The following is a 22,675-nucleotide window of genomic DNA, read 5'->3' as shown; positions in this document are numbered from 1 at the left end:
GAAGCGGATGCAAATTACTTCCCGCATTTGCGCGGCATTGATTGCCGCAACCCTTGCCGCCGGCGCAACAGCCGCAAGCCCTGCACACGCCGTACCGCCGGCCTTTGCGCCGCGCTGGCAGATCGACGGCGACGCTATCCGCTGGCAGGTGAAAGACGTCCACCGCGACCAGCTTGAAATGAGCGGCCGCCAGGTCTCGGCCGTGATCGACTACGGCAGCCAGGCCGATGGCTCGCTGCTGCTGGCGCGCACCGTGGTGTGGCCGATGTTGCGCACCATTCCCGACGACACCCATGCCAGCCTGATTCGCAAATTCGGTGCGGAAGCCTCGCCGGTCATCGCCATCGACGGCCAACCCGCCGCTGGCGAGCGCCTGGAGCAAGTTCGATTCGACGGCCGCCTCGCGCTGCGTTCGGAGCTGGCGCCTGGCCTGACGCTGACGCGCACCCTGACGCCGTCGCCCAGCGAGCCGGCTCTGGTTGAGCGGCTGGAACTGGAAAATAGCGGCCAAAGCATGCTGCACTACAGCTTCGGCGCGCTGGAGCGCAGCGAAACCACGCCGGCCGAGCGCGGCACCCACGGCGCCTATGTGATTGAAGTGCGCTCCCCTGCCCGCGAAGGCGAGCTGGCGCCAGGCGCCCGCGTGCACGTGGACGTGATCATCAGCGGCCGCCTGCAGAACGAGATGGTCTACGTGGACGGCGGCGAAGCGTTGCAGGAACGCGCACGCAAGGTAGCGCAATGGCGCGGCAACCTGGTGCTGGAAACGCCGGAGCCGGTGCTCGACGCCATGTTCGCCTTCTCCAAGATCCGGGCCGCGGAAAGCATCTTCGCCACGCGCGGCGGCCTGCTGCACGGGCCCGGCGGCACGCGCTACTACGCCGCCATCTGGGCCAACGACCAGGCGGAATACGTCAATCCCTTCTTTCCTTACCTGGGCGACAGCGCCGGCGTGCAGAGCGCGCTCACCAGCTTCGGCATGTTCGCGCGCTACATGAACGCAGCCTACAAGCCCATCCCCTCCTCGATCATCGCCGAAGGACGCAGCTACTGGAACGGTGCCGGCGACCGCGGCGACTGCGCCATGATTTCCTACGGCGCCAGCCAGTTCGCACTGGCACAAGGCGACCCGGGCACCGCGCGCCAGCTGCTGCCCCTGATCGACTGGTGCCTGGAATTCACGCGCCGCAAGCGCGACGCGCAAGGCGTCGTGCATTCGGATAGCGACGAACTGGAAGGCCGCTTCCCGGCCGGCAAGGCCAACCTGTCGACCAATGTGCTGGCCTACGCCGGGCTGCAAGGTGCTGCAAGGCTGGCGGCTTCGCTGGGCGATGCGCAGCATGCGACTGCGCTGCGGCAGGAAGCGGAAGCGCAACGCAGTGCGATCGAACGCCATTTCGGTGCGCGCATGGGTGGCTTCGACACCTACCGCTATTACGACGGCAACGAAAAGCTGCGTGCCTGGATCGCACTGCCGCTGGCCCTGGGCATCAACGAGCGCCAGCGCGGCACCGTCGATGCCCTGCTGTCGCCGCAACTCTGGAGCGAGAACGGGGTGCTGACCGAAGCGGGCGACAAGACCTTCTGGGACCGCGCCACGCTGTATGCGTTGCGCGGCCTGCTGAAAGCGGGCGAACTGGAACGCACCATGCCCTACCTGCGCTACTACTCCGGCCGGCGCCTGCTGGGCGACCACGTGCCGTATGCGGTGGAAGCCTGGCCGGAAGGCCAGCAACGCCACCTGTCCGCCGAAAGCGGGCTGTATGCGCGGGTCATGATGGAAGGCCTGTTCGGCATCGAGGCGGCCAGCCTGCGCAGCTTCACTATCGCACCGCGCTTGCCGCATGGCTGGCCGCGCATGGCCTTGCGGCATATGCGTGCCTTCGGCGCGGGCGAAGACGGCGGCGGCATCGACATCGTCACCACGCGCACGCCGCGCGGCCAGCGCGTGCTGGTACGCCTGGATGGAAAGATTTTGCTGGACCAGGCCTGGGACGGCAAGGCGCCGCTGCTCGTCACGCTGCCAGGCAAGATATAACCTTTTGTGCATAGATGGCGAGTAAACATTCAATTGTTCGCCACCACCAAGCTACCTAGCATGTCTCCGTCGGCCGCCTTGCGCGGCCGAATCATAACCACAACAGGAGACGCAATGAAGAACCCTTCCCAACGTGTGCGCTTGACGCTCGTCGCGCACACCCTTGCATTGGCTTTCGCCGGGCCAGTCCTTGCTCAATCGAATGCCACCGGCAGCATCTTCGGCCAGGTTGCCAACGCGAGCGGGACTAGCATCGTGCTGGTGAACGTCGCAACCGGCGCGCGCCGCACCATCGCCGTCGATGCCAACGGGCGCTATAACGCAAGCTCCATGCCGCCGGGCGTCTACAAGGTGCTGCTGATGCGCGACGGCGTCGTCGAACGCGAGCTGGAAGTGGAGGCGCTGATTGGCCAGGGTGTGGAAGCATCCTTCGAACCCATCCAGGCAGTGAAGGTGACCAGCCGCCGCCCGACTATCGACGTCAGCAACACGAACAACGGCGCCGTGTTCACTGCGCGCCAACTGGCCACGCTCCCGATCTCGCAAAGCTTGTCCGGCATCATCCAGCTTGCGCCCGGCACTGCGCGCGGCAACACGCGCATCGGTGGTGACAGCTTCGGCGGCGCCGGCGTAAGCGAGAACGCCTACTTCATCAACGGCTTCCCGGTCACCAATGTCTATCGCCAGATCGGCTCGACCACCCTGCCCTTCTTCGCGATCGCACAGGCGCAGATCCTGCAAGGCGGCTACAGCGCGGAGTTTGGCCGTTCCACCGGCGGCGTGGTGAACATCACCACCAAGAGCGGCACCAACAACTGGGAAGCCGGCGCCGTGCTGCAATACACGCCGGACTGGCTGCGCGCCAAGCCGGACAACACGTACTATCCGAACACCGGACATAACCCGAAGACCGACGGCAAGCTGCTCACCTACCGTCACAACAACAACGCCACCGACGTCTTCGGCAGCGCCTACGTCGGCGGCCCGCTGGTCAAGGACAAGCTGTTCATGTTCGCCAATATCGAGCAGGACCGCTTCAGCACCGGCTACATCAGCAAGGATTCCGATTCGCTCAACAAGACCAACGGCTGGACCGAACGCGAGACCCGCACGCCGCGCTACCTGCTCAAACTCGATTACAACATCAGCGACAACCATCGCCTCGAGTTCACCCAGATCCACGACGAGAACAAGAAAACGCAGCAGAATTACGGCTTCGACTACGCCAGCCTGCAGCGCAACGAGGTGCGCGCCGGCGGCACCACCGGCGATGGCGCCAAGACCAACGACTCGATCGTGAAATATACCGGCTTCCTGAGCGACAGCCTGACAGTGACTGCGCTGGCGGGGCGTTTCAAGTCGACCTATCCGCAATCGCGTGAAGGCTACGTGCCGGGCGTGTACCAGGTTAATGCCCCGCTCAATGCCCAGGTGCCGGGACTGGTCTATACCAACCCGCAGGCCATCGGCGGCACCATCCAGGTGCCGAATGCGGAAGACAGGCAATCCACGCTGCGCCTGGATGTGGAGTATAAGCTTGGCAACCACGGCCTGCGCGCCGGCATCGACCGCAATAACGTCTCATCGATCAATGGCTCGGAACTGGCCGGCGGTGGCAGCTGGACCTACTTCCGCGGCGATCCCAATAAAGCGGTTCCTGGCGGCAGGACGCCCGTATCGGGAGGTGGGTACGGGCTGCAAGGCTACTACGTGAACGAGTATCACCAGAGCGACTCCGCCTCGCCAAAAACCGACCAGTCGGCCCAGTACATCCAGGATCGCTGGCAGGTCACCGATACAGTGCTGCTCGACCTGGGCTTGCGCAACGAGCAGTTCACCAACAAGAACAGCTTCGGCCAGGCTTATGCAGCGCAGCGCCATATGCTCGCCCCGCGCATCGGCGCATCCTGGGACGTGCGCGGCGACAGCACCTTGAAAGCTTTTGCCAACCTTGGCCGCTACCACCTGCAAATTCCGACCAGCGTGGCATCGCGCCTGGCCGGCAATCCGGTCCACATCGACCACTACTACACCTACACCGGCGTCGATCCGAAAACCGGCGTACCGACCGGGTTGACGGAAATTTCCCCACCGGTTTCCGGCGGCAACGAATGGGGCACGCCCAAAGACCCGCGCCAGGTCGCATCGAGCAAGCTGGGTGCAACCTACCAGGACGAGCTGGCACTCGGCTTCGAAGCGGCACTGACGCCGGAGTACACGGTCGGCAGCAAGGTCACCTATCGCACGCTGCGCAACACGATCGAGGATTGGTGCGATTCGCGTCCATTGCGCGCCTGGGGCAAGCGCAATAACGTCGATACCAGCAAATACGATATGCCTTGCCTGCTGATCAATCCCGGCCGCGACAACACCCTGACGCTGGACCTGGCCGGCGATGGCAAGCTGGTTTCCATTCCATTGACGGCTGAAGACATCGGCCTGCCGAAGGTAAGCCGCGTTTATACGGCACTGGACCTCTTTATCGAACACCCGATGCGCAACGGCTGGTACGGCAAGCTGAATTACACGCTGTCGCGCACCAGGGGCAATATGGAAGGCCAGGTGATGTCCGATATCGGCCAGGCCGACATCGCCGCCACCACCTCGTTCGACTTCCCGGAACTGATGGATTACGCCAGCGGCCCGCTGCCGAACGACCATACCCACGTGCTGAAGGCCTTCGGCTACTACCAGCTTGGCCAGGAATGGACTGTGGGCGGCAACATCAACATCGTCACCGGCGCGCCGAAGTCCTGCATCGGCAACCTGCCGGCCGCGCTCAACCAGGATGGCAAGAATCCGGCAGCCGGCTATGGCGCTGCCGTCTTCTACTGCGACGACAAGCCGGCGCCTCGCGGCTCCGCGGGCAGGATGCCGACCGACTTCCGCATAGCGCTGAACGCGACTTATATGCCGCGCATGTTCAAGGGGCTGGCATTGAAGGCGGACGTGTTCAACCTGCTGAACCGCCAGACCACGCTGGCGACCCAGCCGGTCTACAACGCGGGCGCCAACACCGTCAGCCCCTACTATGGGCAGGTGCTGGGGCGTGCACCTGAACGCCAGGTGCGCTTTGCCGCGGAGTACAACCACAAGTTCTGAATCAGCGCCCCGCTTCCTTCAGGTATTCCGCACGCGCTGCCAGCGCGGTGTCGGCGAAGTCGCTGAACACGCCATCGACGCCAAGGGCGAAGAAGTGCTTGTACTCCAGCACAGGATCGCCCTTGTAGTTGCTGGCCAGGCGGCGCTTCTCGTTGCGGAAGGTGTACGGGTGCACGAACAGGCCAGCCTTGTGCGCATCCGCCACCAGCGAGGTGGGCTCCATGGTGGTGGTGTCGGCATCGTTCACCTTGCCGTCGCCGTTGATATCAGCAGCGCCTTTGACGCTGACGATGTAGCGCTTCCATGGGCCTATGCCGTCGGCATAGGTCTTGATCTCGGCCAGCCCGGCCGGGGTCACCATATCGCTGAACAAGCGCTTGTCGCCGGCCTGCGCCCAGTCGAACGGCTTGTCGTACGGCGCGGCGTAAGTCAGCGCACCGGTTTTCAGATCGACGTCGTCGGCGTCGATCAGCTGCACCATCTTCAGCTTCGAACCTTTGCTGCGCATGTACTTCAGGCTGCCCGGCTCGAAGGACTGGATGAAGACCGGCGAGTCGCGCTCGGTCCAGCCGGCGGCCGCCAGCATCGCCAGCAGCTTGTCTTCCAGCGGCAAGCCTTGCTGGCGGTGGAAGGTCGGGTTCTTGGTTTCCGGGTAAATGGCGATATTGCGGCCGCTCTTCCTGATCATGTCGATCACTTCCTGGATGGTCGCGATCCTGTACTGGCCGTTGAATTGCTGCGGGCGTTCGGCATCGGTCGAAATGCCGCCCAGCGTCTTGATCTCCGCCAGCGTGAAGTCGCTGGCAAACCAGCCTTCCTGCAGTTCGCCATCCACGCTCAGCTTGCGCTTGCGGGCGGCGAATTCCGGATGTTGCGCCACGTCGGTGCTGAAGGCCAGGTTCGGGTCGTGGCGGGCAATCAGCACGCCATCCTTGGTGGAGATCACATCCGGCTCAAATCGCGTCGGCACCCAGCTCGATGGCCTTGGCATAGGCTTCCACCGTTTCCTCCGGCAGGTAGCCGCTGGCGCCGCGGTGCGCCACTACCAGGGCCGGCTTGCCGTCCAACGTGGGAAGCGGCGCCTGCGAAGTCCCGCCACATGCCGCCAATACCGCTGCCGCTACCGCTCCTGCTATCGCCTTCTTCATCGTTGCCCCGCTGTGTAAGTTGAAAACGTGGCGGATTGTAGGTAGCGAAAATGACAAGCTTGTGAATCGCGCAAGCGTGCGCGAGGTGCTTGACAATCGTTGCCTAGGCAACGTATAGTTCATTCATGAACAAACAAGCCGACCCACGCCGCGTTGCCCGCCTGGTCAGCCGCGCCCAGAAAGCCCTGGAAGAAGAACTGGATGCCAGGCTCGCGCCCTTCGATATCACGGCGGCGCAATACGTGGTGCTGTCCACCCTGCATGGCGGCCGCGCCAACATCGCAGCGCAAATCTGCAAGGAGCTCTCGTACAGCCCCGGCGCCATGACCCGCATGCTGAACCGCCTGGAACAGAAAGGCATGATCCAGAAAGGGCCGAGCGCCGCCAATCGCCGCACCGTGCAACTGGAACTGACCGAAGAAGGCCGGCGTCTTTTCCCCAGCCTGCTGGAAGCTTCGGGCACCGTGATCGAACAGTACTTCGGTACTTTCAGTGCGCAGGAACTGCATGCTCTCGAAGCCCTGTTGCTGAAGATGTTCGCCGGGAAGTAGATCTTTTTTTTGCCGAATAGGTTACCTAGGCAATGTTACATTAAGGAAGTAATGTGGAACCTTCAATCAATGTGCTGGGAGCCTATTTTCCCGACTGGCTTTTCTGCATTGCCGGCGCCACGGTGCTGTGCTTCGTGCTGCACACAGTGCTGAATGCGCGCGGCTGGCTGGCCGGCGCCCCGGCGCATCTGCTCGCGCTGGGCTACCCCGCCCTCGCCACCGTGCTGTCCCTGTCGGCGTGGCTCGTATTTTTCCAACATTGAGGTGAGGTCATGAAGAAAACCAGGAACTCCCGCCGCTGGAGCGCCATCGTGCTGGTGCTGGCCCTGGCCGCAATCGGCCTCGCCATCTACGTCGTGCGCACGATCGACCAAGCGCCGCGCACCGATGATGCCTACGTCTATGCCGACACCATCAACGTCGCCCCCGAAGTCAACGGAAGGATCGTGGAGCTGCCGGTGGCGGACAACCAGCGTGTCAGGAAAGGCGACCTTCTGTTCCGCATCGATCCCCAGCCCTTCGAGCAAACCCTGGCAAAGGCCGAAGCCAGCCTGAAAGCGCTCGACAGCGAGATCAGGCTGACCCAGCGCTCGGTCGATGCCCAGAAGTTTGCCGCCGCTGCAGCACAGGCGAACGTCGAACACGCAAAGGCCGCATCCGAGCAGGCGGGCGACACGCTGGCGCGGCTCGAACCCTTGCTCACCAAAGGCTTCGTGTCGGCCGAGCGCATCGACCAGGCTCGCACCGCCAGGCGCGGCGCGCAATCCCAGCTTAGTGCGGCCTTGCTTGATGCGCGCCGAGCCGAAGCTTCCGTCAGCGGCGTCGATGCGCTGGTCGCCAGGCGCGAAGTCGTGAAGTCCGAGATCGCGCTGGCGCGCCTGAACCTGTCCTATACCGAGGTGCGCGCGCCGGGCGACGGCATCGTGCTGAACCTGAAAACCTCGGTGGGCCAGTTTGCCGCTGCCGGCCATCCGGTGTTTACGCTGGCCAGCTCCAGCCGCTGGTACGTGGTGGCGAATTTCCGCGAGACCGACCTGGCCGGCATCAAGGCCGGCCGCCATGCCCAAGTCTACCTGCTTGGCGACACCTCCAAACGCTACAGCGGCACCGTCGAGTCCATCGGCTACGGCGTGTTCCCCGACGACGGCGGCAGCGAAGTGGCAGGGCTGCCGCGCGTACCGCGTTCCATCAACTGGGTGCGGGTGGCGCAGCGCTTCCCCGTGCGCATCCTGATCGAACAGCCAGACGCAGCGTTCCGCATCGGCGCTTCGGCCGTCGCCATGCTGAACGCGAAGTGAACATCATGGAAGCGCTGATGGCGCGTATCCGCGCCGAACTGGCGCCCTTCCCTGGCCGCATGGATGCGGTGTGGCGCCTGCTCGCGAGCTGCACCGTGGTCATCGTCTGCTCGATGGCCTTGCAAATTCCTTCGCTCTCGCTGTCGCTGATCATGGTGTTCTTCACCGCGCAGGAGAATACCGTGCTGACCCGCATGAGCGGCATCGTGCTGGGGATCGGCAGTACGCTGGCGGTGGCGTCGTCCATCCTCCTGCTCAAATTCTTCATCGACGCCCCGATGCTGCGGATTCTCGGCGCGGCGCTGGTTGCTTTCTGCGGCATGTATTTCATGCGGACCAGCAAGCTCGGCGCCATCGGCTTCCTCACCGCCCTGATCGTGGTGTATGGGCAAAGCATGGCCGACATTTACGAAGATCCCGAAGTGATGACGCGCGCCTTGTTGTGGGTATGGGTAGCTTCGACCTATCCGGTGGTGGTGACGATGATCATCCAGCGCCTGTTCCGGCCTGCGTTGCCGGTCAAGCTCCTGGTGGAAGAATATGGCCGCCAGCTTGATGAAGTCGAGCACCAGCTTGAGGCGCGCATCGCCGGTGCCGCAGCGCCAGCCTTTCACAGCGGCCAGGTCGGGCGCGGCGTGCTGGCCCTGCAGCGGCAACTGGCGTTTGCAGCCCTGGGCAATGAGGAACGCACTGCGGCGCGTGCTGCGGCCGTCGGTCGCCTGCATGCCGCGGCCGCGCAACTGGCCAGGCTGGCGCCGTTCGAAGCTTCGCAGGAGGAGCACAAGCAGATGATCGCGATTCGACAGGCTTGCGCGTCACTGCGGGAGTGTCTCGGGCATGGGACGGCCTTCACGCCGGATTCTGCAGCGCCGGCTTCGGCCGGCCTGGCTGGCACCGCAGCGGGAGCTGCAACCGGCGCGTCGCACGCGCACAGCGTGGTTTTGCGCGAGATGGCGCGGGCTTTGCACGCCGCGGCAAATGCGGACGCCGATGCCACCCCAGGTGCCGCCGGACTGGCGCGCCAAGGCGGAACCCGCTCGTCCGGTGCCGTCGGAAATCCCTTGCGCCTCGTTTACCTGCAGTTTGCCTTCAAGGCAGTCCTGGCTGCGATGATCACCTACGTCATCTACACGGGCCTTCAATGGCCCGGCATCCATACAGCAATGCAGACCTGCATCATTCTCGCCCTGCCAAGCCTCGGCGCGACCACGCATAAAGGCATCAACCGCTTGCTGGGTTGCTGCCTTGGCAGCCTGGCCGCGCTGGCGGCAACGGTATTTGTCGTGCCGCACCTCGACAGCATCGTCGGACTGCTGGCCATGTCCCTGCCCATCATCGCGCTTGGTGCGTGGATTGCCGTGGGGCCGCCGCGTTCGAACTACATCGGCGTCCAAATGATGTTTGCATTCGCACTGGCGCAACTGGGCAGCTTCGGGCCCGTCACCGACGTCACTGAGATCCGCGACCGGTTGATTGGCATTCTGCTTGGACTGGCGGTTTCGATCACCATATACGCGCTGCTGTGGCCAGAACGCGAAGGCCAGGCGCTCAAAACAGCTCTGTCGCGCCTGCGCAAGGCGGTCGCCGCTTGCGTGCACGCCGATCAACAGGGTATTGGCTCGGCGCGGCTGGAGGTCTGGGGCCTGCTGAACCAATGTCGTGAACTGCACGCCAGGGTGGCGCTAGAGCCGGGCTGGCGCGACCGCAATGCACGTCGCATCGCGAACACGCTGGCACAAGCGGAGGAGAAGCTGGCCGCACAACAGGCCAGCCATTAGGGCGATCAGGCGACCAACAGTCCCATCTCGCCCAGGATTGCCGCCGCTTGGGCGTGGGATATCACGACGCCCTTGAAGGTGCGCAAGTCGGCCAGATCCAGGCCGCCGATATCTGCCCCGCGCAGGTCGGCGCCTTCAAGGCGGGCCAGCTTGAGCACGGCTTCGCGCAGGCTGCAGCCCTCCAGCACGGCCTCGCGGAAATCGCAGCCGGACAAGTCGGCATCCGAAAAATCGAGCTGGTTCAAGGTCGCTTTGCGGAATGAAAAGCCGCGCATATCCGCGCCAACCAGCAGGCTTTCCTCGAAGCTGGCGCCCAGGTGCGACACCTCTTCGAAGGACGCTCCAGTCAGTTTGCAACTGCGGAAACTGGCCGACGCCAGCTTGCTGCGGCGCCATTTGCTGTTATTCAGGTCGCAGCCCTGGAATTGTGCATCGACCAGGTCCGCCGATTCGAAATCGGCCGACATGCCGCGGCAACGCTGCCAACTGCTGCGAGCCAGCTTGCATGCGTACAGAATCGTTTCATTGAAAGTGCAGCGCTCAAAGACGCAGTCCTGCAGGTCGAGGCGCGACAGGTCCGCCTCGTCAAAGCTGCACTGCACGAAATGGCGCACGCCTGCCGAAAGCTGCTCCACCAGCGAGTCGCGATCCATCTCCATGTTAGCGGCGCTGGGTGCGGGCGGCGTAGGCTTCGTAGATCGTCTTGGCGTCCTTGTGGGCCTGGTCGATATTGCGCAGCTTCTTGTCGTCGTCATGGCGGACAAAGAATTCTGCGTCCTGCGCATCCATCACCAGTTTGACCGCAAGCGTGTCTTTCAGGTTGTATTTTTCGAAGATGAGCGTGGTCACTTCGTCGAGATATTCTTCGTAAGTCATGATCGGTTCCTTCCGGCGCCGATTATACGCGTCATGCGGGCACTTGCCGAAACGATTCCGTATCTATATAATTCGGGCCCTTCGGGTCGTTAGCTCAGTTGGTAGAGCAGCGGACTTTTAATCCGTTGGTCGCAGGTTCGAGCCCCGCACGGCCTACCAGAAAAAGATAGAATAGCCAGCCTTCGGGCTGGCTATTTTATTATCTGCATTATGAAGCATTCCCTCTTCCTGTTCGACCTCGACGACACCCTGCTCGATTTCCGCGCTTCCGAGAAGCTTTCCTTTGAGCGCGTGCTGCGGCAGCTTGGCTTCCGTGACAGCATCGATGAAATGTTCCAGCAATATCAAGGCATCAACATCGAACTGTGGCGGGCGTTTGAAGCCGGTACGGTTTCCAAGGAATTCCTGAAAGTGGAACGCTTCCGCAAAACTTTTGCGGCAAACGGGCTGGAGATCGATCCGCAGCAAGCCAGCTACCGCTACCTGGAGTCCCTGTCCGAAACCGTGGTCCTGGTCGATGGCGCCAGTCGCCTGTGCGAAACGCTGGCCGCAGCCGGCGAAGTGGGCATCATCACCAACGGCGTGGCGCACATCCAGGACCGCCGCATTGCCAGCTCCGGCCTGGGCGATTACATCTCCTTCACTGCCACTTCCGAAGCATGCGGCTATGCCAAGCCGGATAGCCGCTTCTTCGAATACGCCACGAAAATGGCGCGTGCCTTCAACAAGGATGAAACCATCATCGTGGGCGACCGGCTGGACGCCGATATTCTCGGCGCCAACCGTTTCGGCATCGAAAGCTGCTGGTACAACCCGGGCCGTTTAGACAACGACACCGAAGCCCTGCCCACTTTCGAAGCCGCCCATCTAGACGATATCGCTCCTTTGCTCGCTTAAAAGGCGAAGCGCAGGCCGGCGTTGACCCGGCGCCCCACATCTTCCAGGGTCAGGAACTGGCTCTCGTTGTTGGCATATTCGTGCATGCGCGAATTGCTCAAGTTGATGCCGTCCAGGTACAAGGCGATCTTCGGCGTGATGTTGTAGCGCAGGCTCAGGTCGTACTGGCCGTAGGCTGCACGGGTGCGTGGCTGGGTGCTGCCGCCGCCGCAATCGACGGCGAACTTGTTGCGCCAGTTGTAGCTCACGCGCGCCGAGAAGGTCTCGTTCTCATAGAACAGCGAAGCGTTGTACGACTGCTTCGACAAGCCCGGGTAGCCGCAATCGAGGGCTGCTGCATCGTCTCGGCTGGCGGTAGCGTCGACGAAGGTGTAGTTGGCGGCGACACCAAAGCCGCGCAGCCACGCGATGCCGTTGTCGAAGGCATACTGGCCGGCCAGCTCGATACCCTTGATCTTGCCCTTCTGTCCATTGCGGATGCGGGTATCGTGCACTACTTCCGAGTACTGCGGGATGGTGATGTCTTCAAGGCGCTTTTCAAGGAAGTTCGACACATTCTTCTGGAAGATCGCCGCACCGAGGAAGTTGGTCTTGGACAGGTACCACTCATAAGAGAGGTCCAGGTTCTTCGACTCCATCGGCTTCAGGTATGGATTGCCGCCGCCGGTCTGCACGTCTCCGAAACGGCCGCCGTACCAGTTGTCGACGCCCATCTGGTTCAGCGTCGGCCGGGTCTCGGTTTTGGAGGCGGCCAGGCGCAGCACCATGTCATCGGTCAGGTCGAATTTCAGGTTACCCGATGGCAGCACGCTGTTATAGCTGTTCTCGACCGACGTCTCGACCGCCGGGCCGTAGTTCAGGATGTAGGTGGTGTCGTTCGGGCTCTTGGTCGCCGACAGCAGCACGCGGCTGATACCGGTGGAAGTCGAATTCACGCGCACCACGCGCACGCCTGCATTCGCCGACCAGCGCTCGCCTTCCCACTTCGAATCGAGGAAGATGCTCGACACCTTCTCCTTCACGCTCCAGAAGTTCGGCTTGGTGTAATCGATGGACATCGGGCCGTTCGGGAACTTGCTCTTGTCCAGGTACAGCGCCGGATCGTTCGACAGCGCCAGCGTGGACGGCTGGTTCAGGTAATTCATGTAAGCATACGGATCGAAGCTCAGGTAGCTCGCCGGCGCGCCCGGGAAGGCGTTATCCAGCGACTTCACCGTGAACAAGGATGACGGCAGCGACACGTGGTAGCCGCTGAAAGCGTTCCACGAATCGCTTTCCCACTGGTTGCGCCCGACCTTGCGCTGCGAATATGAGACGCCGGTGTCGATGCCCTTGAAGGCGCCCATCTCGTGCGCCCAGGAGGCGTTCATGCGGGCTTCGCTCAGTTCATCGGCAAAGCGCACATCCTTGTTGGACACGGCGTGGGCGCGTACCGCGTTCGGGTCCGTAATGCCGTCGCCGAACGACAGGCTCGGGATGGAGCCAAAGGTCAGCGAATCGCCATTTTTCGGCACCATGCCCGCCACGATCCACTGGTCCGGAGTCTTGGTGGTGGTTCGCGAATTCGAGACGTCGCCTTCAAGCTTCCACTCAGGTGAAGCGTTCCATTTCGCATTCAGGCCAAAGGCCTTGGTAATCGACAGCCGGTCGCCGCCCTTGACGATCATGTCGTTCGAATTGGCATCTGTCAGGATACCGGTGCCGTCGCCGACCAGGGCCGGGTTATTGGCGAAGAAGTTCGCGCCGGGACGCAGGAAGCTCGTGACCTGGTTGTTGGAGTCGTACTTCACGCCCAGTTGCACCGGGTTGTTCCAGTCGCTGATGGCGATCACGTCGTTGCGCTGGTTGAGGCGCGAATACAAGGCATCGGCGGTCAGCTTCCAGTCCGCGGAAGGGTTGTACTGCACGGTGACGTTGCTGACCAGCCGCTTGCGCGTTTCGTTCTCCTGCTGGTAGCCGAAGCTTTGCGGCATCAGCAGCTTCTTGCTGGTGACGTTGGCCATGGTCAGGCCCTTGGAATTCAGGTCGCCGTCGATCATATACACGTCGCGCAGGTTCCAGGCATCGTTGATGGCCTTGTTCTGCTTCGACGCGCGGTCGGTGTACGACAGCGAACCGGTCACGCCAAAAGTCTTGTTCTCATTGGCGAAGGAATACATGCCGCTGACGTTGGGCGTGTTCTTCTTCGAGTTCGAATCGTAGGAGTCGAATACATTGATCACGCCCGAGTGGCCGGCCTTGCCGGACAAGGGACGCGCGGTCTGGATATCGACCGTGGAGCCGATGCCGCCCTCCGGCAGGAAAGGCATGGAAGTCTTGTAGACGATGGCCTTCGAGATCAGGTCGGACGAAAGCAGGTCGAACGAAAAATCGCGGCCGCCGGTGTCGCTGGTCATGGTGCGGCCGTTGACCAGCACATTATTGAACTCGGGGCCCAGGCCACGTACCGAGATGTAGCGCCCTTCCCCGTTGTTGCGCTGGATTTGCACGCCGGTGACGCGCTGCAGCGATTCCGCAATGTTCGTATCGGGGAACTTGCCGGCGTCTTCGGCCGATACGGCATCCACGACGCCTTCTTGCAAGCGCTTGGTCGCGAGCGAGGACGCCAGCGAAGCGCGCACGCCACTCACCACCACCTTGGCAGAAGGATCGATCTGCTCTTCCGCCGTTTGAGCATTGGCACCCAGCGGCAGCAGGATCTCTGCGATCAGCGCCGCCAATACAGTCTTACGCATAAATTGTCTCCGTTATTTTGGTTTTGGTGAGCCAATGTTACGCAGGGCTTGCAATATCAAAGTATTGCGTCTTTCAGTATTGATATTCCGAAAACGTATGAGTCAGCCTGGCCCGCTGGCTGCGCGCGAGCACGATGCCTGATGTCGGATTTATGCAACCCGTGACTATTCGATAGTTTGCTGACAGCAACAGAAGTTACAATTTGCACTCTGAAAATTTCGGGATTCCCAGTGTCTGATAACGTATACGCCGCGCCGAGCGCCAACCTTGATGAACATTTCCATTCCGGCGTGGAAGACCGCTTTTACGTGGTCTCCACGCGCAAGATGCTGATCCTGTTCTTCCTCACCTTCGGCCTGTTCCAGCTGCACTGGAATTTCCAGAACTGGCAGCGGCACAAGCGCGCTACCGGGGATGACGTCTGGCCGCTGCCGCGCGCGCTGTTCGCCCTCTTCTTTACGCATACCCTGTACCACGAAGTGGCCGACTACGACCCCAGCGGCAAAGGCCGCAGCTGGAACAGCGACACCTACGCGACCGGCATGGTGTTCCTGATGCTCGCTGGCTACGCCTTGTCATGGGCCGGCACCGGCTCGCTGCTCCTGGACGTGGTCTCGATCCTGCTGTTGATCCCCACTGGCCTGCTGCTGAAGCAGGTCCAGCTGGAAATCAACATCCGCAGCGGCGACCCGGCCGGCAGCAGCAACGACAACTTCACCGCGGCCAATATCGCCTGGTGCGTGCTCGGCGCATTAGCCTGGTTCTTCTTCGCCATCGGCCTGCTGCTCGTTCGTTGATGAACGCCGGCGCCGCGCGCTAATCGGCCTTGTGCCCTGCCAGCGCGATCTCCGGCAGGAACAGCAGCACAATCAGTCCTAGCAGGACCAGCAGCGCGCCGGCGCCAAAGACGCCGGCAATTGCGTGGCGATAGACGGCCACCGTCGAAGCCAGCACGCTGACGCCGGGCCCGACGGCCGCCACGGCGTTCACGCCGTGGACATGCAGCGAATGCGCCAGCATGGCTCCCGAACCGGTCACGCCCAGCAAGCCGCCCAGCGAGCGGAAGAAAGTCAGCATCGCCGTCCCCACGCCGCGCCGCGGCAGCGGCAAGGCGTTCTGCACCGCGATCGTCATGTTCGGCATCACCAGGCCCAGGCCGGCGCCGAGCAGGAAGATCGCCGGCTCGATGACCCAGTAGCCCCACCCGGACTCCATGCCCAGCGCCAGGGTGCTGAACGCCACCAGCGCGGCGACCAGTCCAGCCACTTGCACGCCCTTGTACTTGCCGGTGCGCGCCAGCCTGCGGCCGCTCAGCATGGAAGAACCGACCAGGCCAATCATCATGGCCACGGTAAGCAGGCCGGAGCTGGCCGGGCTGCTGCCCATCACCACCTGGAAGAACAGCGGGAAGAACACGGTCGCGCCCATCAGGCCCATGAAGGTCAGCGCCATCACCACGCTGGCGATATTGAAGACGCGGTTGCCGAACAAATCCGGCGGCAGCACAGGCTCCGGCACCTTGCGTACATGCATGGCCAGCCAGGCGCCCAGCACCACGGCCACCGCGCTGCACACCTGCACCTGCAGGGAATCCCAAGGCCATTCCGTGCCGCCCAGCGCCAGCACCAGCAGCGCCGACGTGATCGAGCCGGTCATTAGCACGGAGCCCAGATAATCGACACGGTGCGCATGGTGCACCTTTTCCTTGTGCAGCGCCCGTGCGATGGCATAGAAGGCCACGGCGCCAACCGGCAGGTTGACGTAGAACGTCCAGTGCCACGACAAGGCGTCGGTAATCAGGCCGCCCAGCACCGGCCCAAGCAGGCTGGTGGCGGCATACACCACCGGCACCATGCCCATGCGCTTGCCGCGTTCCGCCGGCGGGATGATGTCGGCAATGATGATCTGGGCCAGCGGCAGGAAGCCGCCCGCGCCCACGCCCTGCATCGCGCGGAACACGATCAGCTGCGTCATGTTCTGCGACAGGCCGCACAGCGCGGAGCCAAGCAGGAAGGCGCCCATGGCGGCGAAGATCATCGGGCGACGGCCGTACTGGTCGGCCAGCTTGCCGTACAGCGGCATGGTGGCAGTGGAAGCCAGCACATAGGCGGTGACCACCCACGACAGGTGGGCCATGCCGCCCAGGTCGGCCACGATGCGCGGCAAGGCGGTGGCGACGATGCTCTGGTCCAGCGCACTGAGGCCCAGCACGGCCATCATGGCCAGGTAGACAGCGCGGATTTCGCGCTCGGTAACAGCGGTGTCCTTCATGGTGCTCCGATGATGTTCAGGGGTTCAATGGCGGCTTCCAGCGCAGCCAGCTGGGCCGGCGTCAGGCGGGCGATGCGCTGCGCCATCCAGTCGCGGCGCTTGTCGCGCAAGGCTTCGATGCACGCGGCGCCATGCGCCGTCGCCTGCAGGCCGGAGCGGCGCCGGTCTTGCGGATCGGGCGCGCTGCGCTGCACCAGCCCCGCCTCCTCCATCGCCTTGACATGGCCGCTCATGGTGGCGGTGCGCACGTTTTCCATGCGCGCCAGTTCGGCCACGCCGATGCCAGGCTGTTCCTGGATGATGGCCAGCAGCATGTACTGCACCAAGGGGATATCGCCGCCGTTTTCGCTGGCGTCGCGGCGCATCTCGCGCACCAGCCGTTTCAGCGTCAGGCGCAGCTCTTCACTGGCGGCGAGCACGCGCGGCGTCAGGATCGCTTCATGTTTTTTCGGCATCGGCCATATAGTTAGGTAGGCTACCTACATATATTGCCAGATTTCTCCTTGCCGCGCAAAAGCGCCAGCAAATGCTGGCGTGCCGCCGCTGGCGCCATGCCCTTTTCCTGCAGGTGCGGCAGCAGCTTTTCGAACAGTTCGCGGCGCCGGACTCCGGCCTCCGAGATACCGCGCCGGTCGCTGAAAAAGTCCATCAGCGTCGAGCCGCACAGGCAATTGCGATAGGCTTCGACGATCGCAACGCTGTCGTCGTCGAAGCTTTGCTTGAGGCCAGTGATGTCCTTGCGCACCGATTGGGTCTGCTGCATGAATTCCTGCGCCGTGGCGAAAGCCCGCCCGCAATTGCCGCAATGCTTGGGGAAGGCCGATGCAGGCAAGGCTTGCAAACCCTCAAAGAAAAGACCTTCGTCCATTTTTGCAACCTCTTTCTTCCAGTGCGCTGCAATTTATGAGACAGTGAATCTTTCGCGCCGCGGAGCACATATGACCCTGCAGGAGCATTGCCGTATCGAGCCGCTGGAACGCGCCCGCGCGCTGCATGCCAGCTTCTATACCGACCAGCAATGGCTGGAATTCGAGCTGCGGGAAGTGTTCGGATCGACCTGGCAACTGGCGGCGCACGCCGGGGAGCTCAGTGCAACCGGCGACCATGTCGTCGGCGACATTGCCTGCAAGCCGATTATCATCATACGCCAGGGCGACGGCAGCCTGCAGGCTTTCTTCAACGTCTGCCGCCACCGCGCCGGCCCGCTCGCGACCTGTAACGGCAAGGGCGCGCGGGCGCTGCACTGCAAATACCACGGCTGGACTTACGAACTGGATGGCACACTGCGTGCGGCCACCGAAATGCAAGACGCGGCCGGCTTCGACAAGTCGGCGATCCGCTTGCCCCGCATCCAGGTGCGCGAGTGGCAGGGGCTGGTGTTCGTGGCGCTGGATGCCGCCGCGCCGCCGTTCGAACAGGTCTTTGCCGGCATCGCCGAGCGCATCGCCCCGGCGGGCGTGTCGTCCATGCGCTTCGCCAAGCGCGACACCTACAAGCTCGAATGCAACTGGAAGGTCTATGTCGACAACTTCCTCGAAGGCTATCACCTGCCCTTCGTCCATCCCGGCCTGTCGCAGGTGCTCGACTACCGCGCCTACGACACCGAGCTGGCGCAATGGCATTCGCTGCAGCACTCGCCGCTGCGCAACAACGACGGCATCTACGGCGACGGCAATGCCTGGTACTACTTTATCTACCCCAACATCATGCTGAACATCACACCGGGCCGGCTGCAGACCAACCGCATCCTGCCGGCCGGGCACAGGCAGTGCATCGTGGAGTTCGACTATTACTACGCCGACGATCCGGCAGTGCAGGCGCGGGCGCAGGCCGAGCAAGCCTTCAGCGACGAGATCCAGGCCGAGGACATCAGCATCTGCCAGCACGTCCAGCAAGGCCTGGCATCCGGCTCATACACCGCCGGGCGCCTGAACCCGAGGCGCGAAAGCGGCGTGTGGCATTTCCAGAACCTGCTGCGCGCGGCCTATGCACGCCACGGATAAGGCCAAGCCGCTCGGCTTCTGGATGTGCACAGCCCTGATCGTGGGGAATATGATCGGCATGGGCATCTTCATGCTGCCCGCCGCGCTGGCGCCGTTCGGCAGGAACGCGTTTGCGGGATGGGCCATCTCCGTCATCGGCTGCCTGTTCATCGCCCACGTCTTCGCCCGCCTGGCGCGCGCCATGCCGGACGAGGACGGGCCTTACGGCTATTGCCGGCGCGCCTTCGGCAACGGCGTTGCCTTCTTCACCATGTGGTGCTACTGGGTGTCGATCTGGGTCACCAATGCCGCATTGGCGATCGGCATCGTGGGTTACCTGGCAACGCTGGCGCCGGCGCTGTCCGCGCACCCGGCCCTGCCGCCGCTGGCGGCCATGGGCATCATCTGGTTCTTCGTGCTGGTCAGCCTGCGCGGTGCGCTGGCTTCGGGCCGGGTGCAACTGGTGTCGGCGGCGCTCAAGCTGCTGCCGATGAGCGCCATCGTGCTGCTGGGCGTGTGGATCTTGGGAACCGACAGCGCCGCCTACGCGGCGCACCTGCCGCCCACGCCATTCACGCTGGACGGCACCGCCGCAGCCGGCACCATTGCCCTGTTCGCAATGCTGGGCGTGGAATGCGCCTCGCTGCCTGCGACCAAGGTGCACGAGCCGGAGCGCACCATCCCGCGCGCCACGATTGCCGGCACGCTGGCCGCGGCAGCAGTGTATGTGCTGGTCTGCACGATTCCCATGCTCTTGCTGCCGCAGGCCGAGCTGGCCGCCTCCAACGCCCCCTTCGTCGACCTGTTCCGCCGCTACTGGGATGGCGGCAGCGGGCATTGGCTGGCGACGGCCGTCATCTTCAGCGGCCTGGGGGCGCTGAATGGCTGGACCATGCTGGCGGGCGAAGTGACCGCGTCGATGGCTCGCCACGGCATTTTCCCCGCCATGTTGAAAGCGCCCAACCGCCACGGCGCGCCAGCCTGGTCGCTGCTGCTGGTGGGAGCGCTGGCCAGCGTGATGATCGCAATGAACTACAGCCGCTCGACGGCCGAGGCCTTCACTTTCCTGACGCTGGTGGTCACGGCAGCCAGCATGCCGCTCTACCTGGTCGGCGGCGCGGCGGTATTCAGGCTGCACCGGCGCGGCGTATTGGCGCGAGGGGCAGCGCTGTCCCTGAGTGCGGTGATGAGCTGCGTTTTTTCGCTCTGGGCCTTTTACGGCATGGGCAGGGAAGCCTTCTGGTGGGGCATGGCGCTGGGTGCGGTCAGCCTGCCCGTGTTCTGGCTGGTGCGTTGGCGGCAGAAGGCGCAACAGGCTGCAGGCAATACGCCACCAGCAGCAGCGCCGCAGTAACGGCGCCAGCCAGCGCCAGCCTGGCCGCCAGCGACAGCGTGGCGGCATGCAGGACCAGCTGGTTCTGCATGGCCACTGCGGCAGCAAACATCGACAGCGCGGCGAAGGTCCAGCGCGCACCGCCGGCTGTGGCACGGGTGGCGCTGTACAGGCGGCCCGCAGGCAGCGAGAAGGCCGGCCACGGATCGGCAGCGGCAACATCGGCGGGACGCCAGCCGGTGCGGCGGAACCACAGCGAAAGCTTGTCGCGCCAGCGCGCAGTGCGCAGCGCATCGCGCCACATCACGGCCGGCCAGGCAAATTGCGCCCGCACCGCATTCCAGCCCGGCGCGCCCTTGCGCACGCCGTAAACGCACGCCTCGCCTTCTTCGATATAGGTGCCGAACAGGCGGTCCCAGATCATCAGCGTGGCGGCGTAGTTGCGGTCGAGGTAGACGTCGTTGACGGCATGGTGCACCCGGTGCGCGCTGGGCGTGTTGAGGATGCCCTCGAGCAGCGGCACCCGGCCAACCAGGCGCGTATGAATCCAGAACTGGTAGAACTTGCTCAGCGTGAGCTGGATGATGAAGACGCCCGGCGGGCAGCCGAGCAGCGCCAGCGCCATGAACAGCGGCGCGTGGAAAAGATCCTGGAAAGCGCCCTGCCGCAGCGCCGTGGTGAGGTTGAACTCTTCGCTCTGGTGATGCGGTGAATGCACGGCCCACAGGAAGTTGATTTCGTGCGACCAGCGGTGCGCCCAGTAATAGACGAAATCGAAGGCGACAAACGACCACGCCCAGGTGCAGGCCGACGCGGGCGCCGACTGCCACAGCGACAAATGGCTGAACACCCAGCCATAGGCCAGCAGCATGGCGGATTTGGTGAACACTTCCAGCGTCACGGTCCAGATGCCGCAGCCCATGCTGGTCAGGCTGTCGGCCAGCGAATAGGCCTGCAGCCGGCGGCGATGGGCCAGCCAGGCTTCGGCAGCGATCATGACAAGAAAGACGGGCGTGGCCGCAGCCACCAGTGCATTGTTATCGAGCATGCGCGGTTTTGGCGCCGGCCTTGCGGCCAAGCGCGCTGCGCAGCACTTCGCCGACAGGACGGTTCAGCACTGCCGCCACGGTCTGCATGCGCCGCGAGTCCAGCATGGGGCGGGTGTTCTGCGCGGCCATGGCCGCTTGTGCAGCCTGGGCGGCGGCAAGGGCCTTCGCCTTTGCTTCGCGCCGCGCGCCGGCAGCGATATCGGCCAGTTGCGCCAACTGCACCTCGTTCGGGAAGCCTTCGACAAAATAGCGCGGCGGGTAATCGTCGGTGCGCTGCATCAGCGCTCCCACCACCGGCATGGCGGCGTCCCAGCTCACGGTAATCGGCGGGTCCAGGCTGGAAGGATCGGCAAAGTACAGCAGGTCGGTTTTCGGCAGCAGGCTTGGCATGTCGCGCGTCCAGGTGCAGGCGCTGGTGCGGACCTGCTCCGGGCCAAGCTTGCCGACCAGGTAGGTGACCACGCAGCGATTGCGCCCACTGGCCCATTCGTGTGTTTTCAGCAGTTCCTTCTGCAAGCGGTAATCATTGCCTTCGACGTATTTGGCCAGGCTGTTCAGGCGCCGCTCAAGGCTTGGCGGCACGAAGACCTGCCAGCGCTCGTCCACCAGGCGCAGCAGGCGTGGCATGACCATTTTCTCTTCGCGCATGGCCTCGATAGCGGCCTTCAGCATCGCCTCCATCGCCACCAGGTTCTGGTCGCTGCACACCATTAGCATGCCGCGCGTCGGCACCATGACGACCGGACGTCCATCCGGAACGGCCGCCTTGATCAATTCAGGCAGCAGCATGCGCGAGGAGCTGTAGCCATCTTCCCATCCGCCGGCAAAGACACCTTGCGGGGACGACAGCAGCGGCGCGGTCGAGCGCGCGCGCAAATTGGCGAAGGCAGCTTCGAAAGCGGCATCCTCGGTCAGCCCCCAGGCCTCGAGATGCGCCCGTGCCACGCGGTGGGTCACCGTGCCGCGGTGGAAGGCCAGGCCCATTTCCAGGCCCTCGCAAATGGGACGGAACAGCAGCGGCGAGTAGCCCCGGGCGGCAGCCAGCATGGCTTGCCCGCGCTCCGCACTGTTGCGCACGATCGGCAGCAGGTGGCGCACGGCCTCCTCCACCATGCCGGGCGTATTTCCCATCAGGACCATGCCCGCGGTGTGCCGCAGCAGGTCTTCGCTGGCGGCCAGCGATGCGCCCAGCCATTCCTGGTACATGCTCTCCAGCGGCACCAGCAGTTCAAGCGGATAGGGCGACTCCGGGCCGGGCACCCCAAACAGTTCGCCTTCTGCCGCCATGAAAGTCCAGCGCCGGCCCGGGTCCAGCAATTCCAGGTGCGATTGCAATTGCACGGCGTATTCAGCCAGCGTCGCACGCGGGGGCGGCGCCTTTTCCTCCTCCACTTCGCAGCGGATACCGCAGGTCATCAAGGCGTCGCGGAAGCGCTCGGCCATGGCCCAGTCGACGCCCTTCTTCACGATCGCGCCATTGCCGGCCGTGATCGGGCGCACCGCCTCCAGGGGGCGGCGGAACAAAAGCATCAGGCGTGCCTCGACCCGCTCCTGCAGGAAGCCGCTTTGTACGCCAAGGGTTTTGATCCGATAAGTTGCCACGAACGTCGCCACGT

General features: G+C 63.6%; 18 protein-coding genes, 1 tRNA gene and 1 pseudogene. 11 read left to right on the top strand and 9 right to left on the bottom strand.

Annotated features, from left to right (window positions below):
• Positions 1-7: 7 nt before the first annotated feature.
• Together ACN9MU_RS11940 and ACN9MU_RS11935 are read left to right on the top strand one after the other, a co-directional pair.
• Positions 8-2,038 carry a hypothetical protein gene (locus ACN9MU_RS11940; protein WP_426344629.1) on the top strand — a complete coding sequence of 677 codons (2,031 nt, stop codon included), beginning with the start codon at positions 8-10 and terminating at the stop codon, positions 2,036-2,038.
• A gap of 114 nt (positions 2,039-2,152) precedes the next feature.
• A complete protein-coding gene (locus tag ACN9MU_RS11935; protein ID WP_426344628.1) occupies positions 2,153-5,140 on the top strand; it encodes a TonB-dependent receptor in 2,988 nt (995 codons plus the stop codon).
• A gap of 1 nt (position 5,141) precedes the next feature.
• Here the strand turns inward: ACN9MU_RS11935 and ACN9MU_RS11930 are convergent.
• A pseudogene (locus tag ACN9MU_RS11930) lies at positions 5,142-6,288 on the bottom strand (glycerophosphodiester phosphodiesterase).
• 125 nt (positions 6,289-6,413) lie between these two features.
• Here ACN9MU_RS11930 and ACN9MU_RS11925 point away from each other — a divergent pair.
• Genes ACN9MU_RS11925 through ACN9MU_RS11910 form a run of 4 tightly spaced genes read left to right on the top strand, consistent with a single transcriptional unit; the run spans position 6,414 to position 9,915 of the window.
• Positions 6,414-6,839 carry a MarR family winged helix-turn-helix transcriptional regulator gene (locus ACN9MU_RS11925; RefSeq protein ID WP_426344627.1) on the top strand — a complete coding sequence of 142 codons (426 nt, stop codon included), beginning with the start codon at positions 6,414-6,416 and terminating at the stop codon, positions 6,837-6,839.
• A 53-nt stretch (positions 6,840-6,892) separates the two neighbouring features.
• On the top strand, positions 6,893-7,102 hold the full coding sequence (locus ACN9MU_RS11920; protein ID WP_426170836.1) for a YtcA family lipoprotein: 210 nt from the start codon (positions 6,893-6,895) through the stop codon (positions 7,100-7,102).
• Between the two features lie 9 nt (positions 7,103-7,111).
• Positions 7,112-8,137, top strand: coding sequence for a multidrug transporter subunit MdtN (mdtN, locus tag ACN9MU_RS11915; protein ID WP_426170834.1), 1,026 nt, complete (start codon positions 7,112-7,114; stop codon positions 8,135-8,137).
• Positions 8,138-8,142: 5 nt separating this feature from the next.
• Positions 8,143-9,915 carry an FUSC family protein gene (locus ACN9MU_RS11910; protein WP_426344879.1) on the top strand — a complete coding sequence of 591 codons (1,773 nt, stop codon included), beginning with the start codon at positions 8,143-8,145 and terminating at the stop codon, positions 9,913-9,915.
• Positions 9,916-9,920: 5 nt separating this feature from the next.
• On the opposite strand, the gene ACN9MU_RS11905 is transcribed toward ACN9MU_RS11910, so the two are convergent.
• Positions 9,921-10,574: a pentapeptide repeat-containing protein gene (locus ACN9MU_RS11905; protein ID WP_426170833.1), complete on the bottom strand. Its 654-nt coding sequence runs from the start codon at positions 10,572-10,574 to the stop codon at positions 9,921-9,923.
• A 1-nt stretch (position 10,575) separates the two neighbouring features.
• Positions 10,576-10,791, bottom strand: coding sequence for a hypothetical protein (locus ACN9MU_RS11900; RefSeq protein ID WP_426170832.1), 216 nt, complete (start codon positions 10,789-10,791; stop codon positions 10,576-10,578).
• 83 nt (positions 10,792-10,874) lie between these two features.
• Here ACN9MU_RS11900 and ACN9MU_RS11895 point away from each other — a divergent pair.
• Both ACN9MU_RS11895 and ACN9MU_RS11890 read left to right on the top strand, forming a co-directional pair.
• Positions 10,875-10,950, top strand: a tRNA-Lys gene (locus ACN9MU_RS11895).
• A 51-nt stretch (positions 10,951-11,001) separates the two neighbouring features.
• Complete coding sequence (locus ACN9MU_RS11890; protein ID WP_426170831.1) at positions 11,002-11,688, top strand: YjjG family noncanonical pyrimidine nucleotidase; 687 nt, start codon at positions 11,002-11,004, stop codon at positions 11,686-11,688.
• On the opposite strand, the gene ACN9MU_RS11885 is transcribed toward ACN9MU_RS11890, so the two are convergent.
• On the bottom strand, positions 11,685-14,423 hold the full coding sequence (locus tag ACN9MU_RS11885) for a TonB-dependent receptor (RefSeq protein ID WP_426170830.1): 2,739 nt from the start codon (positions 14,421-14,423) through the stop codon (positions 11,685-11,687). The two genes, ACN9MU_RS11890 and ACN9MU_RS11885, sit on opposite strands and share 4 nt — an antisense overlap.
• A 231-nt stretch (positions 14,424-14,654) precedes the next feature.
• Between ACN9MU_RS11885 and ACN9MU_RS11880 the strand changes: the two genes are divergently transcribed.
• Entirely contained in the window at positions 14,655-15,221 is a 567-nt protein-coding gene (locus ACN9MU_RS11880) for a hypothetical protein (protein ID WP_426170828.1), read from the top strand.
• Between the two features lie 19 nt (positions 15,222-15,240).
• Here the strand turns inward: ACN9MU_RS11880 and ACN9MU_RS11875 are convergent, their stop codons facing one another.
• Genes ACN9MU_RS11875 through ACN9MU_RS11865 form a run of 3 tightly spaced genes read right to left on the bottom strand, consistent with a single transcriptional unit; the run spans position 15,241 to position 17,563 of the window.
• Positions 15,241-16,695: an MDR family MFS transporter gene (locus ACN9MU_RS11875; RefSeq protein ID WP_426170826.1), complete on the bottom strand. Its 1,455-nt coding sequence runs from the start codon at positions 16,693-16,695 to the stop codon at positions 15,241-15,243.
• The gene (locus tag ACN9MU_RS11870) at positions 16,692-17,150 is read right to left on the bottom strand and encodes a MarR family winged helix-turn-helix transcriptional regulator (RefSeq protein WP_426170824.1); all 459 of its coding nucleotides are present in this window, start codon (positions 17,148-17,150) and stop codon (positions 16,692-16,694) included. The genes ACN9MU_RS11875 and ACN9MU_RS11870 overlap by 4 nt, the downstream gene beginning before the upstream one ends.
• Positions 17,151-17,170: 20 nt before the next feature.
• The gene (locus ACN9MU_RS11865; protein ID WP_426170823.1) at positions 17,171-17,563 is read right to left on the bottom strand and encodes a hypothetical protein; all 393 of its coding nucleotides are present in this window, start codon (positions 17,561-17,563) and stop codon (positions 17,171-17,173) included.
• Positions 17,564-17,633: 70 nt separating this feature from the next.
• On the opposite strand from ACN9MU_RS11865, the gene ACN9MU_RS11860 reads away from it, so the two are divergent.
• Entirely contained in the window at positions 17,634-18,698 is a 1,065-nt protein-coding gene (locus ACN9MU_RS11860) for an aromatic ring-hydroxylating oxygenase subunit alpha (RefSeq protein WP_426344626.1), read from the top strand.
• Positions 18,682-20,031: an APC family permease gene (locus ACN9MU_RS11855; protein ID WP_426322533.1), complete on the top strand. Its 1,350-nt coding sequence runs from the start codon at positions 18,682-18,684 to the stop codon at positions 20,029-20,031. Before ACN9MU_RS11860 ends, ACN9MU_RS11855 begins: the two co-directional genes overlap by 17 nt.
• Here ACN9MU_RS11855 and ACN9MU_RS11850 read toward each other — a convergent pair.
• On the bottom strand, positions 19,943-21,058 hold the full coding sequence (locus ACN9MU_RS11850; RefSeq protein ID WP_426337378.1) for a sterol desaturase family protein: 1,116 nt from the start codon (positions 21,056-21,058) through the stop codon (positions 19,943-19,945). The genes ACN9MU_RS11855 and ACN9MU_RS11850 overlap by 89 nt on opposite strands.
• Positions 21,048-22,661 carry a hypothetical protein gene (locus tag ACN9MU_RS11845; RefSeq protein ID WP_426170816.1) on the bottom strand — a complete coding sequence of 538 codons (1,614 nt, stop codon included), beginning with the start codon at positions 22,659-22,661 and terminating at the stop codon, positions 21,048-21,050. The genes ACN9MU_RS11850 and ACN9MU_RS11845 overlap by 11 nt, the downstream gene beginning before the upstream one ends.
• Between the last annotated feature and the right edge of the window lie 14 nt (positions 22,662-22,675).

Source organism: Pseudoduganella sp. R-32 (genome assembly GCF_049913245.1).
Taxonomy (GTDB): domain Bacteria; phylum Pseudomonadota; class Gammaproteobacteria; order Burkholderiales; family Burkholderiaceae_D; genus Rugamonas.
Note: the sequence above shows the minus strand (reverse complement) of the source record. Positions and strands in the feature narration are given on the sequence as shown.

Bases quoted from the DNA above. Each gene is read 5' to 3' on its own strand.
- ACN9MU_RS11940 (WP_426344629.1), top strand. From the start codon at position 8: ATGCAAATTACTTCCCGCATTTGCGCGGCATTGATTGCCGCAACCCTT.
- ACN9MU_RS11935 (WP_426344628.1), top strand. From the start codon at position 2,153: ATGAAGAACCCTTCCCAACGTGTGCGCTTGACGCTCGTCGCGCACACC.
- ACN9MU_RS11925 (WP_426344627.1), top strand. From the start codon at position 6,414: ATGAACAAACAAGCCGACCCACGCCGCGTTGCCCGCCTGGTCAGCCGC.
- mdtN (WP_426170834.1), top strand. From the start codon at position 7,112: ATGAAGAAAACCAGGAACTCCCGCCGCTGGAGCGCCATCGTGCTGGTG.
- ACN9MU_RS11910 (WP_426344879.1), top strand. From the start codon at position 8,143: ATGGAAGCGCTGATGGCGCGTATCCGCGCCGAACTGGCGCCCTTCCCT.
- ACN9MU_RS11905 (WP_426170833.1), bottom strand. From the start codon at position 10,574: ATGGAGATGGATCGCGACTCGCTGGTGGAGCAGCTTTCGGCAGGCGTG.
- ACN9MU_RS11900 (WP_426170832.1), bottom strand. From the start codon at position 10,791: ATGACTTACGAAGAATATCTCGACGAAGTGACCACGCTCATCTTCGAA.
- ACN9MU_RS11890 (WP_426170831.1), top strand. From the start codon at position 11,002: ATGAAGCATTCCCTCTTCCTGTTCGACCTCGACGACACCCTGCTCGAT.
- ACN9MU_RS11885 (WP_426170830.1), bottom strand. From the start codon at position 14,423: ATGCGTAAGACTGTATTGGCGGCGCTGATCGCAGAGATCCTGCTGCCG.
- ACN9MU_RS11875 (WP_426170826.1), bottom strand. From the start codon at position 16,695: ATGAAGGACACCGCTGTTACCGAGCGCGAAATCCGCGCTGTCTACCTG.
- ACN9MU_RS11870 (WP_426170824.1), bottom strand. From the start codon at position 17,150: ATGCCGAAAAAACATGAAGCGATCCTGACGCCGCGCGTGCTCGCCGCC.
- ACN9MU_RS11865 (WP_426170823.1), bottom strand. From the start codon at position 17,563: ATGGACGAAGGTCTTTTCTTTGAGGGTTTGCAAGCCTTGCCTGCATCG.
- ACN9MU_RS11860 (WP_426344626.1), top strand. From the start codon at position 17,634: ATGACCCTGCAGGAGCATTGCCGTATCGAGCCGCTGGAACGCGCCCGC.
- ACN9MU_RS11855 (WP_426322533.1), top strand. From the start codon at position 18,682: ATGCACGCCACGGATAAGGCCAAGCCGCTCGGCTTCTGGATGTGCACA.
- ACN9MU_RS11850 (WP_426337378.1), bottom strand. From the start codon at position 21,058: ATGCTCGATAACAATGCACTGGTGGCTGCGGCCACGCCCGTCTTTCTT.